Source organism: Micromonospora sp. DH13, assembly GCF_020873825.1.
Classification (GTDB): domain Bacteria; phylum Actinomycetota; class Actinomycetes; order Mycobacteriales; family Micromonosporaceae; genus Micromonospora; species Micromonospora haikouensis.
Genome location: NZ_JAHWGR010000001.1, coordinates 385,807 through 399,566, shown reverse-complemented (window position 1 = coordinate 399,566; position 13,760 = coordinate 385,807). Strand labels below are relative to the sequence as shown.

At 75.7% G+C, this 13,760-nt stretch carries 19 protein-coding genes; 4 read left to right on the top strand and 15 right to left on the bottom strand.

What is annotated here, in order from left to right:
- Positions 1 to 219 precede the first annotated feature (219 nt).
- The 10 genes from LPA42_RS01740 to LPA42_RS01695 form a co-directional block, all read right to left on the bottom strand.
- On the bottom strand, positions 220 to 924 hold the full coding sequence (locus tag LPA42_RS01740; protein WP_176734447.1) for a MerR family transcriptional regulator: 705 nt from the start codon (positions 922 to 924) through the stop codon (positions 220 to 222).
- Between the two features lie 50 nt (positions 925 to 974).
- Complete coding sequence (locus tag LPA42_RS01735) at positions 975 to 1,427, bottom strand: FHA domain-containing protein (protein ID WP_007071101.1); 453 nt, start codon at positions 1,425 to 1,427, stop codon at positions 975 to 977.
- A 210-nt stretch (positions 1,428 to 1,637) separates the two neighbouring features.
- Positions 1,638 to 2,018: a glycine cleavage system protein GcvH gene (gene gcvH / locus LPA42_RS01730; RefSeq protein WP_043969117.1), complete on the bottom strand. Its 381-nt coding sequence runs from the start codon at positions 2,016 to 2,018 to the stop codon at positions 1,638 to 1,640.
- 65 nt (positions 2,019 to 2,083) lie between these two features.
- A complete protein-coding gene (locus LPA42_RS01725; protein WP_077940309.1) occupies positions 2,084 to 3,037 on the bottom strand; it encodes a DUF881 domain-containing protein in 954 nt (317 codons plus the stop codon).
- Positions 3,038 to 3,047: 10 nt separating this feature from the next.
- Positions 3,048 to 3,380 carry a small basic family protein gene (locus LPA42_RS01720; RefSeq protein ID WP_007071104.1) on the bottom strand — a complete coding sequence of 111 codons (333 nt, stop codon included), beginning with the start codon at positions 3,378 to 3,380 and terminating at the stop codon, positions 3,048 to 3,050.
- Positions 3,377 to 4,339 (bottom strand): DUF881 domain-containing protein, encoded by a 963-nt coding sequence (locus LPA42_RS01715; RefSeq protein ID WP_077940308.1) that lies wholly within the window; start codon positions 4,337 to 4,339, stop codon positions 3,377 to 3,379. The genes LPA42_RS01720 and LPA42_RS01715 overlap by 4 nt, the downstream gene beginning before the upstream one ends.
- Positions 4,336 to 4,902, bottom strand: a complete 567-nt coding sequence (locus LPA42_RS01710; RefSeq protein ID WP_096761752.1) for a CDP-alcohol phosphatidyltransferase family protein — start codon at positions 4,900 to 4,902, stop codon at positions 4,336 to 4,338. Before LPA42_RS01710 ends, LPA42_RS01715 begins: the two co-directional genes overlap by 4 nt.
- A gap of 393 nt (positions 4,903 to 5,295) precedes the next feature.
- Positions 5,296 to 5,763: a MarR family transcriptional regulator gene (locus tag LPA42_RS01705; RefSeq protein ID WP_043969113.1), complete on the bottom strand. Its 468-nt coding sequence runs from the start codon at positions 5,761 to 5,763 to the stop codon at positions 5,296 to 5,298.
- A gap of 40 nt (positions 5,764 to 5,803) precedes the next feature.
- Complete coding sequence (locus tag LPA42_RS01700; protein WP_077940313.1) at positions 5,804 to 6,991, bottom strand: PP2C family protein-serine/threonine phosphatase; 1,188 nt, start codon at positions 6,989 to 6,991, stop codon at positions 5,804 to 5,806.
- A gap of 122 nt (positions 6,992 to 7,113) precedes the next feature.
- Positions 7,114 to 7,860 carry an SAM-dependent methyltransferase gene (locus LPA42_RS01695; RefSeq protein WP_077940306.1) on the bottom strand — a complete coding sequence of 249 codons (747 nt, stop codon included), beginning with the start codon at positions 7,858 to 7,860 and terminating at the stop codon, positions 7,114 to 7,116.
- Between the two features lie 126 nt (positions 7,861 to 7,986).
- On the opposite strand from LPA42_RS01695, the gene LPA42_RS01690 reads away from it, so the two are divergent.
- The 3 genes from LPA42_RS01690 (at position 7,987) to LPA42_RS01680 (ending at position 9,636) form a co-directional block, all read left to right on the top strand.
- Positions 7,987 to 8,868, top strand: a complete 882-nt coding sequence (locus LPA42_RS01690; RefSeq protein ID WP_077940305.1) for a universal stress protein — start codon at positions 7,987 to 7,989, stop codon at positions 8,866 to 8,868.
- An 82-nt stretch (positions 8,869 to 8,950) separates the two neighbouring features.
- Positions 8,951 to 9,160, top strand: a complete 210-nt coding sequence (locus tag LPA42_RS01685) for a hypothetical protein (protein WP_043969110.1) — start codon at positions 8,951 to 8,953, stop codon at positions 9,158 to 9,160.
- Positions 9,157 to 9,636, top strand: a complete 480-nt coding sequence (locus LPA42_RS01680) for a hypothetical protein (RefSeq protein ID WP_043969109.1) — start codon at positions 9,157 to 9,159, stop codon at positions 9,634 to 9,636. The genes LPA42_RS01685 and LPA42_RS01680 overlap by 4 nt, the downstream gene beginning before the upstream one ends.
- Here LPA42_RS01680 and LPA42_RS01675 read toward each other — a convergent pair.
- Complete coding sequence (locus LPA42_RS01675) at positions 9,633 to 9,833, bottom strand: hypothetical protein (RefSeq protein WP_077940304.1); 201 nt, start codon at positions 9,831 to 9,833, stop codon at positions 9,633 to 9,635. The two genes, LPA42_RS01680 and LPA42_RS01675, sit on opposite strands and share 4 nt — an antisense overlap.
- Positions 9,834 to 10,027: 194 nt before the next feature.
- Here LPA42_RS01675 and LPA42_RS01670 point away from each other — a divergent pair, with 194 nt between their 5' ends.
- The gene (locus LPA42_RS01670) at positions 10,028 to 10,678 is read left to right on the top strand and encodes a hypothetical protein (RefSeq protein WP_077940303.1); all 651 of its coding nucleotides are present in this window, start codon (positions 10,028 to 10,030) and stop codon (positions 10,676 to 10,678) included.
- Between the two features lie 24 nt (positions 10,679 to 10,702).
- On the opposite strand, the gene LPA42_RS01665 is transcribed toward LPA42_RS01670, so the two are convergent.
- The 4 genes from LPA42_RS01665 to selB form a co-directional block, all read right to left on the bottom strand.
- On the bottom strand, positions 10,703 to 10,888 hold the full coding sequence (locus LPA42_RS01665; protein WP_077940302.1) for a hypothetical protein: 186 nt from the start codon (positions 10,886 to 10,888) through the stop codon (positions 10,703 to 10,705).
- 75 nt (positions 10,889 to 10,963) lie between these two features.
- Complete coding sequence (locus tag LPA42_RS01660) at positions 10,964 to 11,161, bottom strand: hypothetical protein (protein WP_077940301.1); 198 nt, start codon at positions 11,159 to 11,161, stop codon at positions 10,964 to 10,966.
- Between the two features lie 58 nt (positions 11,162 to 11,219).
- The gene (locus tag LPA42_RS01655) at positions 11,220 to 11,939 is read right to left on the bottom strand and encodes a hypothetical protein (RefSeq protein WP_144082820.1); all 720 of its coding nucleotides are present in this window, start codon (positions 11,937 to 11,939) and stop codon (positions 11,220 to 11,222) included.
- Between the two features lie 43 nt (positions 11,940 to 11,982).
- Positions 11,983 to 13,746, bottom strand: coding sequence for a selenocysteine-specific translation elongation factor (gene selB, locus LPA42_RS01650; protein WP_077940299.1), 1,764 nt, complete (start codon positions 13,744 to 13,746; stop codon positions 11,983 to 11,985).
- Between the last annotated feature and the right edge of the window lie 14 nt (positions 13,747 to 13,760).

The following is a 13,760-nucleotide window of genomic DNA, read 5'->3' as shown; positions in this document are numbered from 1 at the left end:
GCCTCCGTGTCGTTGTCACCTACGCCCGTACCGCGACCTTCCCTGCACGGTACACGGACCGCGACACGCACATCCCATGCGCTACCCGCACGCCCCGCGCCAGAGAAGGGTTACCCCGGCAAGCCTACGACACGCCCCCGGAAGCCGATCCCGCCCACCGCGCCCGCCAAACGCCGCGCGGCCCGGGCCAACGCCCGGGCCGCGCGCACCACCCCAGGGTCACCGACCCAACGTCGAGCGCAGGCCCACGCGCACCAACGCCGCGTGCAACTGCTGGGACAACGCCACCAACTCCCGCGCCGTCTCCGCCGCCCGCGCCCGCGCCGCCGGGTCGCTCTGCCGCACCAACGGCGCCACCAACTGCGCGAACAAACCCACCTCCCGGTCCGCCGCCGTCCGGTAACCCCGCAGGTGCCGAGGCTCCAGCCCGTACGCCGCCAGACCCGCCACCGCCCGCGCGATGATCAACGCGTCCCCGTCGTACCAACCCGGCGGATCGGACACCAACACCCCGAGCCGCTCCAACTCGCCCAACGTCGACTCGTCGATCCCGCTGCGCGCGACCAGGTCGGACCGGCCCAACCGCACCTGGGCCGAATCCACCGGCTGATCCGCCGGCGCGGAACGACCGGGCACCTCACCGCCCGGGCCCACCGCCACCAGCGTCGGCCGCGACGGCGCCGGCCCGTCCTCCGCGTCCCACTGCGCCAACTGCTCACGGATCACCCGCAACGGCAGGTACTGGTCACGCTGCGCGGTCAGCACGAACCGCAACCGCGCCACGTCGTCCCAGCTGTACTTCCGGTAGCCCGCAGCGGTGCGCTGCGGCTCGACGAGGCCCTCGGCCTCCAGGAACCGCAACTTCGAAATCGTGACGTCGGGAAACTCCACCCGCAACTGCCCCAGCACCTCGCCGATGCTCATCAGCGGTTGTGCGCGGGCCGCACCGGGCGGCGTCGAAGCCGCAGGCTCGTTCACCCCCGGCCGGCCTCCTCCTCCGGGCGCGGACCGGCGATGAACACCACTCGGAACTTGCCGATCTGCACCTCGTCACCGTTGCTCAACGTGGCCGCCTCGACCCGCTCCCGGTTGACGTAGGTGCCGTTCAGGCTGCCCACGTCCCGCACCGTGAACGTCCCGCCGTCCCGGTGGAACTCCGCGTGCCGACGCGACACGGTCACATCGTCCAGGAAGATGTCACTGTCCGGATGCCGGCCACTCGTCGTCACGTCGTGATCCAGCAGGAACCGGGCGCCCGCGTTCGGGCCCCGACGAACCACCAGCAGCGCCATACCCGGCGGCAACGAACCGGACATCCGGCTCGGCACCACATCGGTGTCCGGCCCCTCCAGCACTTCGTCGAGCGAACCGAGATTGAGCGTCGAAGTGACGTCGAGCGGGGGGAACTCGTCGTCTGGCCGCGTCATGGGACCACCTCACGGATCTGTTTCGCGTCGGCGTCGGGTGATTCGGGTCTGGCCGCCGGGCAGCACACCCGGCGGCTGGCTCCCCGTGCCCGGAAAGGCAATTCCGCAACGCTCAACTTATGGGTTCTCGGTCGACTGGGCGAGCCTAGCCAGCGCCGAAATGCAGGGCAACCGGACGCGCGGCACGAACACCACACGCCCAACGGGCACTCAGCTCTCGGTGAGCTCGCGGTAAGCCCCGGCGGTCAGCAGCCCGTCCACCGCCGCCGGATCACCCGGCGTGATCTCCACCAGCCAACCCGCACCGTACGGATCAGAGTTGATCACCTCCGGAGTGTCCACCAACGCCTCGTTCCGCGCCGCCACGACCCCGCTCACCGGGGCGTAGATCTCGGACACGCTCTTGGTCGACTCGATCTCACCCAACGAGTCGCCCGCGGCCACCTCCGCGCCCTCCTCGGGCAACTGGACGAAGACGATGTCACCCAACGCGTCCTGTGCGAAGTGCGTGATGCCGACCCGGACCGCGCCCGAACCGTCACCCGCCACCCACTCGTGCTCAGCGGTATACCGCAGATCCTCGGGAATCACCAGACGCGTCCTTCATCGTCGTGCCGACCAGTGGTGCGCCGGCGGACCGGCGCGGGCCGCACCGGTCAGGAGACCGGACGGGCGTGCTCCAACTTCACGGGCGCGTGCAGCGCCGACACGTCGGCGACCTCACGATCCTCGACGATCACGTTACCGCCGTCACCGGCGACCGACGCGGCCACCCCGCCCGGAATCTTCAACGCCGTCGCCATCGTCGTCGGATCACCGATCACCGTGATCGTGAACGGACCCGACAACCGGCGCCCGTCGACCACCAGATCCCCGCCCGAGCCGTCCAGGAAGTACGTCGAGGCGATGATCCGCACCGCCGCGCCGTCGCCGCCCGAGATCTGCATCGCCTCCGCGCCCGCACCCCGCAGCTCCTGCACCGCGTCCAGCACCCGGTACGCCGAGATCGGCTTCGACCCGGCCTCGAAGCGCACGCTCAACCCCGGCCCCCGCGCCGGCAGCGTCCCCGCCAGGATGCCCAACTCGTCGGCCCGCCGCGTCGCCTCCTGCAGCGCCGCCTGCCGCCCCTGCTCACCCGAGCGCAACTGCCGCTGGCTCTCCTCCAACGCCTCGATGTCCTGGCGCAGCCGCTTCTCCCGCGAATCCAGATCCGAGAAGATCCGCACCAGGTCCTCCTGGCGGGTCGCCGCCGACGTCGGATCCGTCGACGTCGTGCGCAACTGCACCACCAGGGTGAACCCCAACAGGCCCAGCAACAACGCGATCATCGCCCCGGCCGACGTGAAGCGCCGCGCCACCGCGGCCGGCCCCGCCGGCGGGGTCTGCTCCGCGCCCGCCGGCGCGGTCACCGACGACAGGTCCACCGTCACCGCGTCGCCGGCATCCGGCTCGTCCGGCGGCGACTGGCGGCCCGGCGGCTCACCCTGCGGCGAAAGCGGCGACATCTCGTCGGAATCGGGTGCCCCCGGCCGCGGGTCCGGCCCGGTGGGCCGGCCCGGAACCGCCGGCTGCGGCCATCCCGTGCCCGTCTCGGACTGCTCCTCGCTCATCGCCTCGAGCCTACGCCCGGAACAGGTGGCGACGGATCGCCGCCACGTTGCCGAAGATCCGCACCCCGAGCACCACCACCACGCCGGTGGACAACTGCCCACCCACGCCCAACTGGTCACCCAGATACACGATCAGACCCGCCACCAGCACGTTCGAGATGAACGACACCACGAACTGCTTGTCGTCGAAGATCCGGTCCAGCTTCGCCCGCACCCCGCCGAACACCGCGTCCAACGCCGCCACCACCGCGATCGGCAGATACGGCTGCAACGCCGCGGGAACCGTGGGATCGAGGTACACCCCGAGCACCACCCCGGCGAGCAACGCCAGCACCGCGATCATCGGCCACCTCCGGAAGGACTGGGAGACGAACCAGAGCCGGACGGCTCAGGACCGGACGAACCCTCGACGCCCGAACCCGACACGGACGGACTCGGACTGACCGAAGGCTCGGCGTAGCGTAGCCGTGGCTCCGGCGCCGCCGGCAGGGTGAGGTCCTCCACCTCCCGGACCTGGAACGACAGCCCGACCGAGTTCACCAGCTCCCGCATCAGGAACGCGGCCCGGCTGTCGTCGAACCGGTCCCGCAGCGAGCCCGGCCCGATCGCCGACACCTCGTACGGCCCCGTCACCGGCCGGAAGTCCACCAGGATCGCCGCGCCCGCCGACCGGATCGTCGACGTCGCCGTCAGCCGTTGGCCGTTGATCGCCACCGCCTCCGCGCCCGCCGCCCACAGGTCGTTGGCCACCTTCTGCAGATCCGTGTACAACACCTGCGGCGGCCCGCCCGCGGAGCCGGTCACCGTCCCGTCGTCCTTCGGTGGCGCGTCCGCCAACCGCACCACCACGCCGTCGCCGCGCACCCGCCCCAGGCCGGTGCCCGCTTCCAGCCGCCGCAACCGCGACGCCTGCGATCCGCTGAGCGCCGCGTCCCGCTGCCGGCCGACCTCCTCCCGCAGCCGGTCGGCCCGGGCCGCCATCTCGTCGGTCTCCGCCTCGCGCTCCTTGATCTGCGCCACCAGGTCGGCCCGCGCCTTGCTGCGCCCCGGCTCCTCCGCCATCGTCTGCCGGTACGCCACCGCGAACAGGAACCCCAACGCCACGAGCACCACCAGGCTGACCGACCGCGCCGACCCACTGCGCCACCCCGACGGCGGCGCGTCCCGGCGCCGGGCCGCCGCGTCGGCGTACCCCGGGTCCAGCGGGTTGCGGAACAGCTCGGTGAGGAAGTCCGGCGCGTACACCCGGGCCGCCGGGCCGTCGCCCTGCGGGGCGTCGGGCCGCCGCTGCGGGGCGGTCACGCCGCCGCCCCCGCCGCCGGGGACCGCACCGCCCGCACCAGCCGCGCCGCCTGCAGCACGTAGAGCGCACCGGCCGCCCAGTACAGCACCAGACCCCACCAGGCCAGCCCCCAGCCGACCGCCCCGGCCACCGTCGCCGTGACCGCCGACGTGGCGTGCGCCAGCAACAGGACCGGGAAGGCGGCCAGCAGCAGGAACGTGGCGGTCTTGCCGACGTAGTGCACCGGCGGCGGGCCGTACCCGTGCCGGCGCAGCACCCCCAGCGACCCCAGCAGCAGCAGCTCCCGGGCCAGCAGCGCCACGGTGAACTGCCAGGGCACCACCTCGCGGGCGGTGAACGCCAGCAGGGTCGCCAGGATGTAGAGCCGGTCGGCCAGCGGGTCCAGCAGCTCGCCCAGCCGGCTGACCTGCCGCAGGCGGCGGGCGATCCAGCCGTCGACCCAGTCCGTGGTGCCCCCGAGCGCCAGGACCACCACCGCGGCGACGTCGGCGTGGGCGACCAGCAGCAGATAGAGGAAGAGCGGCACGCCGAGCAGCCGGACGAAGCTGATCAGATTGGGCAGGGTGAGGACGCGGTCCCCGGTCGGCGCGGCGTGCGGGCCGTGGGTCTCATCCGGGGGTGGGCCCCCCGCCGGCCGACGCGACACCGAACCTCCCTCCGCAGCACGGTCCGGCGCCCGGGACGGGCGCTGCGGAGGGACGTGCGCGTTGCCGGGCCGGCCGCCGCCGGCGCCCTCGGATCCCGGGCTGGGACCTCCCCTGGTGCGGCCCCCGATCGCAGGATCAGGGGCCGGTGAGTTGCGCTGCCACTATATCGGGCCTGGTTCCGGCTCCCGGCGGCCCGCGTTCGCCTCGCCGGGCCGGTCGCGTCAATGTGGCTCAGCTCACGTCGCGCTGGTCGTCGCGGCGCGACCACCCCGCGGCCGATCATGCCGCAGCGCGGGCCGGGGGCGCGGTCAGGCCGTCCGGGCGCCCGGCTCGGGTTGGGCCACCGCCGGCGCCGGGGCCGCCGCCTGGCCGAACGCCAGCAGCGCCAACAGCAGCTCGTGCTGCGTACGCGACGGCATCCGCTCCAGCACCGCGCGGACCGCCCGGTGCCGGCGCTCGGTGAGCTCCCGCAGCAGCGCCTCGGCCGCCGCCGTCGGCACCAGCCGCACCTCCCGCCGGTCCCGCGGGTCGGCGACCCGGCGCAGCAGCCCGATCGCCTCCAACCGGTCACACAGCCGGCTCGCCGACGACGGCACCACGTCGAGCAGCTCGGCGAGGCGGTTCACGTTGGTGCGGGGGCGGGCGCTGATCAGCGACAGCACCCGCAGCTGCGTGGGTGAGACCGTCATCTGGTGGCGGGAGCCCGTGGGGTCGAGCACGCGCACGAGCGCCTCGGCTGCGGCGTCGATCGCCGCGGCGAGATCCGGTTGCTCCACCCGACGTCCCCTGCGATGTCCGTGTCCCGCTACCGCCCCGTCACCGCGCCCCGCCGCCCTGACCGCCGGCCCGGCCGTGCCAGTCGAGGCAGACGACCACCGCGTCGTCGCGCAGATCGGCGTCGGCGTGGTAGGACTGCAGCCCGCGCATCACCGTACCAACTGCCTCGGTCGCCGGCTGCAAGCGCGTCGCGCGCATCGAGCGCGCCATGGCCCGCTCGCCGTACGGTTCGCCGCCGTCCGGCGCCGCCGCGTACACGCCGTCGCTGACCACGAAGAGCCGGTCGCCCGGTTCGACGGTGAACTCCTGCACCTCGTAGCGGGTCTCGGCGAACATGCCCAGCGGCAACTGCTGCTCCAGCGGCACCCGCTGCACCGAGCCGCCCCGCAGCCGCAGCACGTGGGGCGAGCCCGCGTCCACCGCGCGGACCCGCCCGTCGGTGGCGTCCAACTCCAGCAGCAGCGTCGCCACGTGCCGCTCGCCGCGGTGCTGGAAGAAGACGGTGTCCGAGGCCAGTTCGGCCTGCTCGACCAGGCCGCCGCCGGAGCGGCGGGCGTTGCGCATCGCGTTGACCGCCACCGCCGTCAGCAGCGACGCCGACAGGCCGGTGCCCGCGCCGTTGAGCACGGTCAGCGCGAGCCGGTCGCCGTCGACGGACCAGTCGAAGTGGTCGCCGCCCACGGTGTAGGCCGGCTCCAGCTGCCCGGCCAGCAGGAACGCGCCGTGCGTGACGCTACGGCCCGGCAGCAGGTCCCACTGCATCTCGGCGGCCATGCTCAGCCGCTCGCGGCGGCGGGCCCGGCGGTACCGGTCGGTCCCCCGGTCGGCGGCGCGCAGCGCCAGCGCCAGCTCACCGGCGATGTCCCGGGCCGCCTCCACGGTCGACGCGGCCGGGGTAGCCGGCAGCTCGACCAGGAGCACGCCGAGGCGCTCGCCCCACACGGTCAGCGGCAGGTAGACCCGGCAGCGGCCGTCGTCGCCGCCGTCGAGGACCGGCTGCTGACTGCTGAAGCAGCGCTGCGCCACGCCGTGGCAGGCGAGGAACCCGGCGTCGGGCAGGTCCGGGTCCAGCACCGGCCACAGGCCGCTGATGCGGTAGTCGGCGACGAACACGTCGGTGCGGGACGCACCGAGAGCAGCACGGATGGCCCGGTCGGCGGCCTCCGCCAACCGGTCGGGCGGCGCCTCGCGCAGCGCGCGGGACACCGTTCCGGACGCCTCCGGCATGATCACCCTCCGACAACTCTTGCTGTAGGGCAAGCATCATACGGAGGGCTCCGGCCAGCCGGCGGGCACGGTCACCCCGAACCCCGTCGGGCGCGTCACCGGGCGCTGTGGCAGCCGCCGTCTCAGTCGGCGTGCCGGACGGCGAGCCCGCCGTGGAAGGCGTCGGGCAGGTCCGCCGGCGGGCCGTCGGGACGCCACCGGGCCACCGGGACGATCCCTTCCGGCGTCGGCGTCCACCGGCCGAGAAGCGGACCGAACGCCGTGGGCGGCCGCATCCGGAACGTCGGGCCCATCATCGCCAGGGCCTGCGGATACGCCGCCAACTCCTCGCTGTCGAAGTCCACGGCGAGGAGGCTGCCGGGGGCGGTGGCCGCGTACAGGTCGTCGAGGGTGCGCCGCAGCGTCGCGTCGTCGAGGAACGCCGCGAGGCCGAGGAAGACCACGCCGACCGGGCGGCTGCCCCACCCCGGCACGAACCGGTGCAGCAGCGCCGGGTCGATCGTGGTGAGGTCGGTGGCGTCGCCGAAGCCGTAGCCGGCCCGGTCGCTGCCGGCCAGGATCCGCTGCCCGATGCCGACGGTGACCGGGTCCACGTCGGTGTAGAGCACCGTCGCCTGCGGCGCCGCCTCGTGCACGTTGCCGCGGGTGGGCACGCCCGCGCCGAAGACCAGGAAGGCGTCCACCGCGGCGGCGGCGATCGCCCGCACGGCCCGGCCGAGGAACGCCCGCAGGTCGCGAAACAGCGGGGCGCACGGCCCGTACGCCCCCTCGAAGGCCCGGGCCGCCGTCACGTCGACCGGGAGGTGGTGCTCCCCGCCGAGCCAGAAGTCGATCATGCGGGCGGTGCTCGGCTGCGCGGCGTCGTCCATCGGCGTCCTTTCCTGCGGAGATGTCCGGTCACCGTATCGGCCCCCGGGGCGTGGGCGGTATCGCCTCGGCGACGGCCGGCGGGCCGCGATACTGACCGCGGGGCGCACGGCGAAGGAGGTACGACGGTGAACGCGGCCAACGGCGCGGCGGTGGTGGTCGGCGTGGACGGCTCGCCGTCGTCCCTGCGGGCCGTGGGGCTCGCCGCCGCGGAGGCGGCCCGCAGGGACCGACCGCTGCGGGTGGTGCACGGTTTCATCTGGCCGCTGCTGCGGGTGCCGCTCGGCCCGGCGGCCGGCGCCCCGCCCGGCGCCGGGCTGCGCCAGCAGGCCGAACAGCTCGTGGCCGACGCCGTCGCCGAGGCCGAGAAGGCCGCGCCGGACGTCCGGGTCACCGGGGAGATCATCGACGGGGAGGCGGCGGCCGTGCTGGTCGGCGAGTCCCCCACCGCCGCGCTGGTCGTCGTCGGCGACCGGGGGCTGGGCGGGTTCGCGACGCTGGTGCTCGGCTCGGTGGCGGTGCAGGTCGCCGCGTACGCCGACTGTCCCGTGCTCGTGGCGCGCGGCGCGGCGCGCCCCGGCGGGCCGGTCGTGGTCGGGGTGGACGGCTCCGCGCTGTCGCGGGTGGCCGTGGAGTTCGCCGCCGAGGCCGCGGCGGCGCGCGGCGTCGCACTGCGCGCGGTGCACGCCTACCGGCACCCGGCCTCCGCCGGGCCCGGCGACATGCAGCCCCTCGTGTACGACGAGGACCGCCTGCGCGGGGAGGAACAGCGGGTGCTGGGCGACTCCCTGGCCGGTCTCGGCGAACGCTGGCCGCAGGTGCCCGTCGAGGCGCAGGTGGTGCGCAGACGGCCCGTCGCGGCGCTCACCGACGCCTCTCGCGACGCCCAACTGCTGGTGGTCGGCGGGCGCGGCCACGGCGAGTTCACCGGCCTGCTCCTCGGCTCGGTCAGCCACGCCGTGCTGCACCGCGCCGGCTGCCCCGTCGCCGTGGTGCGCGCACCGGCCTGAGCGGCGGCCGAGGGACGGTTGGCCGCGACGCAGGCGGGTAGACGACCTGCGCCAACGGCCCCACCACCGCGAGGAGGCGGCGATGCCAGGACCACGACCGGGCAGCAACGCGTACGACAAGGAGCGGGCGCGACTGCGCGACCTGATCGAGAACTCCGGACGGGCGGCCGACTCCGAGGCCAACCAGGTCGCCAACCGGATCCTGCAGGACGACCGGGGACAACGCGGCATCGTGCGGGGCGAACGGACGTACGGCCCGAAGGGCGAACGCGAACCGGGCGACCCGAAGTGAACCGGACGCCACTGGTCGACGGGGCCGTCGCCGGCGCGGTCGGCAGCGTCGCGCTCAACGCGGTCAGCTACGTCGACATGGTGCTGCGCGCCCGACCGGCGAGCAGCACCCCCGAGGAGAGCGCCCGGCGCGTGGCCGGGCTGGCGCACGTGGACCTGGGACCCGAGGACCGGGCGGCCAACCGCCGCGCGGGCCTCGGGCCCCTGCTCGGGTACGGGCTGGGCATCGCCGCCGGCGCGGCGTTCGCCGTGCTGGTCGCGCGGCGGCGCACCCCGCCCCTGCCGGTGGCGGTCCTGCTGCTCGGCGGGGGCGTGATGGCCGCCTCCGACGCGTCGATGACGGCGCTGGGGGTGACCGACCCGCGTCGGTGGAGCCGCACCGACTGGCTGTCGGACGTCGTGCCGCACCTGGCGTACGGGATGGCGGCCGCAGCCACCTGGAACCGGCTGCGGCCGCCCTCGTCGCGGCGGGGCTAGTCGTCGCTGTCGTCGTCGGCGACCCGCGCCCCCGCCGGCCCGTACTTCGACACCTGGCCCCGTGGGACGGTGCGTCCCCGGTCGCCGGGCGACGCGCCGCCGTGGCGGGGATGGCCGGACGCTCCGGGGCCCTTGGCGTCCTGCACCGCGTCGTTGCGCGCGTTGCGGCGCAGCTCCGGCTGCTGCGGGTTCGTCACGGGATTCTCCCTTCCGGGTGGACGGCGCGGCGTGGGCCGCGCCACGTCGCGTCTACCTGCCACGGCACCCCGCATGCGGCGCAAGGAAGGGCCCCTTGTTAACGCATTCTGTTGTACAAGGGGCCCTTCCTAACCACGTGCACACCCCACGCGTCCGCACGGGTGGGCGGCTGCGGCGTGGGTATCCCGAAGGCGTGGCAGACGATCGCAGGACCGCCCGGGCGCTGCTGGAGCAGCAGGGCCGCACGTACGCGCAGGAGGCCGGCATCCGGCTCGCCGACCGGCCCGGCCCGCTCTACCAACTGCTGGTGCTGGCCACGCTGTTGAGCACCCGGATCCGGGCGGGCGTGGCGGTGGCGGCGGCCCGGGAGCTGTTCGCCTGCGGCTACCGCACGCCGCAGGCGATGGAGGCGGCGAGCTGGCAGGCCCGCGTCGACGCGCTGGGCCGCGGGCACTACCGCCGCTACGACGAGCGGACCGCCACCATGCTCGGCACCGGCGCCCGGTTGTGCCTGGACCGCTGGCACGGCGACCTGCGCCGCCTGCACCGGGAGGCCGGCGGGTCACCGGCGGCGCTGCGGCGGCTGCTCACCGAGTTCCCCGGGATCGGGCCGACCGGTGCGGACATCTTCCTGCGCGAGGCGCAGTCGGTCTGGCCGGACGTGCGCCCGTACGCCGACCGGCGGGCCCTGGCCGGCGCCGGGCTGCTGGGGTTGCCGGCCGACCCGCGTGGGCTCGGCGGGCTGGTCGACGGGGCGGACTTCGGGCGGCTCGCCTCGGCGCTGGTCCGGGTGGCCCTCGACGAGGACTCCGCGCGGGAGGTCAGGCGGGCCGCCGCCCGCTGAGACCGCAGCCGGGGCGCGGTGGGGTCACTTGGCCGCGGTGTCGCTCGGCTTGGTCAGGTGCCAGGCCAGGGCGGCGGCCAGCACGGCGAGGATCACCACCCCGCCGGACACGCCGCCACCGTCGTCGGCGCTGCGGCCCCTGCTGCCGAAGTAGATGACCGCGAGGCCGGCGAGCACCGCCACGACCGTCCGCATTCCCCGGTCCTTCATCCCCCGCACGGTACGGAGCCCCATTCGCGCATAAGCGGGTGAAAGCCGCTTTTCACCCGACCGGGGTGGTGCCGGTCAGTCGGTCTCCAGGTCGTCGAGGGAGATCGCGTGGGTCATCAGCCAGCGGGCCAGGGCGGCCATCCCGAACAGCCACAGCGGGGCCGACTCGGTGGGGCCGTTCGTGGCGACGATGGCGAAGCGCAGGTCCGGTGCCCGGTACGCCTCGATCCGCCACCGGTGGCTCTTGTCCCGCCAGACCGCCGAAGGGTCCATGACCGCCACGCTAGGCCACCCGTTGCCCGCCGGGGCCGCGCCTGCGAAACCCGCCCGGTCAGCCGGGGACGAGCGCGCCGCCGAGCAGCCCGCGCAGGGCCACCACCGCGAGGGACAGCCCCACCGTGGCCAGCAGGCTCCACCCCAGGCCGACCCACCCGGACCGGCGGGCCACGGCCGGCGGCGTGGACCCGTGCCGGCGCGACGGGCGCCACCGTTCCCGGTGCAGCCAGGCGAGCACGCCCAGCCCGAACGGCAGCGAGCCCAGCCAGAACCAGAACCAGCGGGTGCCGACGACCGGGTCGGGGCCGACGACGAGCATCGCCAGCCAGCCCAGCGTCACGGCGGCGGCGAGCACCTCCGCGGCGGCGGCGATCCGGTGCGCGGGCGCGGAGGTGCTCGGCCAGGCCTCCGCGACGCGGGCCAGGCGACCGTCCGTCCCGTCCGGCGTGGGTTCCGGGTCGCCCAGCGGCACCCCCACGTCGGCGTAGCGGATCCGGCCATCGGGCAGGCTCCAGGCGAGCGTCGGGCCCCGCGGGCCGGGCCGCAGGTTCGGCGTCGTGCCCCAGAAGGCACCCGGGCGCTGCCAGCCGTCGCCGCGCTGGACGGTGACGACCCGGCCGGCGGCCACGTCCCGCCCCAGTTGCCCGACGTCGGACTCGCGGGGCGCGGCCCACCAGGCCAGCACCGCCCAGACCGACCAGCCCAGCGCCATCGTCAGGAGGAACACCCGGCCCCACCGGCCCCCGCTGGCGGAGGCGGGAGCCGAATCGGTCACCACGCCACGATCGCAGCACCGCGCAACAAAGCACCCCGGCCGGTCAGGGCGGCGGGGACACGACGCTGCGGGCGTCGTCGGGCAGGCGACGGGTGACGCCCCGGCGGTCCAGCAGCTCCAGCAGCGGCACCGCCACCCGGCGGGTGGTGTCCAGGGCCTGCCGGGCGGCGCTGAGCGTGAACGGCTGCGGCAGCCCGGCGAGGACCCGGGCGGCGGCGTCCACGGCGCCGGGCAGCAGCACCACCGTGTCGGCCAGCCGCAGCAGCGCCCCGGCCCGCACCGCCGCCCCGAGCTCCCGGGGCCCGAGCCCCCACTCGGCGAGGCGGTGCGCCTCCGGGGCCTGGAACGGCCGGTCGGCGTACTCGGCGCGGACGCGGGCCACCGCGCGGGCCACCGGCTCGGGCAACGCGTCGCCGGCCGACGCGGTGACCCGCCCGCCGGCCACCCGCAGCGGCGGGCGGACGAGGGCCTCGACCAGGGCCCGGTCGGGCAGGCCGAGGCGGTGGCGCAGCACGTCGACGGGGACGCCCGCCTCCAGGGGGTGCGCGGCGGCGTACCGGGTGGTCTCGGCGGTCAGCCGGGCGGCCAGGGACCGCCAGTGCTCGGGGTCGGCCAGCCAGTCCCCGGCGACGGGGGCGGCGGTGACGGGCACCCCCATCCGGGTCAGCTCCCCGACCCGGGCCAGGGCGCGGCGGCGCAGCTCCCCCGCCAGGTCGGGGCGGCCGTCGAGGTCGGCGAGGACCCGGGCGCGGGCGGCGGCGGCCCCACGGCGGGTCAGTGGCGGCGGGGCCACGTCCAGCACGGTGACCCCGCCGGCGATCAGGTGCCGGCCGGGGTCGCGCAGCAGCGCCCGGTCGCCGACGAGCAGCGGCAGCGGCCGGGCCAGCCGCAGCCGGACGGTGTCGATGCCGAGCGGGCGCACCCGGGCGGGCACGGCGGCGGAGCCGACGTGCAGGGTGAGGGTGGCCGGCAGGTCGGCCGCCGGTTCCCCGGTGACGCGCACGTCGAGCAGGTCGGTGCGGCCGAACCGGCCGGGGGTGAGCAGCGCCTCGCCGCGGCCCAGCCGGTCGCGGGACACGTTGCGCAGGTTCACCGCGACCCGGGCCACCGCGTCGACCCGGTCGCGGGCGACGCCGAGGCGGTGCAGGCCCCGCACCCGCACCTGCTCGCCGGTGCCCGCCAGCTCCAGGTGGTCGCCGACGGCCAGCCGGCCGCCGCCGAGGGTGCCGGTGACCACCGTGCCGGAACCGGTGATCGTGAACGACCGGTCCACCCACAGCCGCACCGGCGCGTCGGCCGGCGGGTCGGGCAGCCGGGCCGCCAGGCGGTCCAGGGCCGCCCGCAGATCGGGCAGGCCGGCGCCGGTGACGGCGCTGACCGCGACGGCCTCCACGTGGCCCAGCGAGGTGGCGGCGATCTCCGCGCGGGCCCGGGCCAGCGCCGGCCCCGGGTCGGCCAGGTCCGCGCGGGTCACCACCAGCAGCCCGTACGCCACGCCGAGCGCGTGCAGCGCGGCCAGGTGCTCGGCGGACTGGGGCATCCAGCCCTCGTCGGCGGCGACGACGAACAGCGCGGCGGGCGCGGGGCCGACCCCGGCGAGCATGTTCGGCACGAACCGCTCGTGGCCGGGCACGTCGACGAACGCGACCGTGCCGCCGGAGGGCAGCGTGGTCCAGGCGAAGCCGAGGTCGATGGTCATGCCGCGGCGGCGTTCCTCGGCCCACCGGTCCGGTTCCATCCCGGTCAGCGCCCGCACCAGGGTGGACTTGCCGTGGTCGACGTGCCCGGCGGTGGCCACCACCCGCACGTCAGCCCACCGCC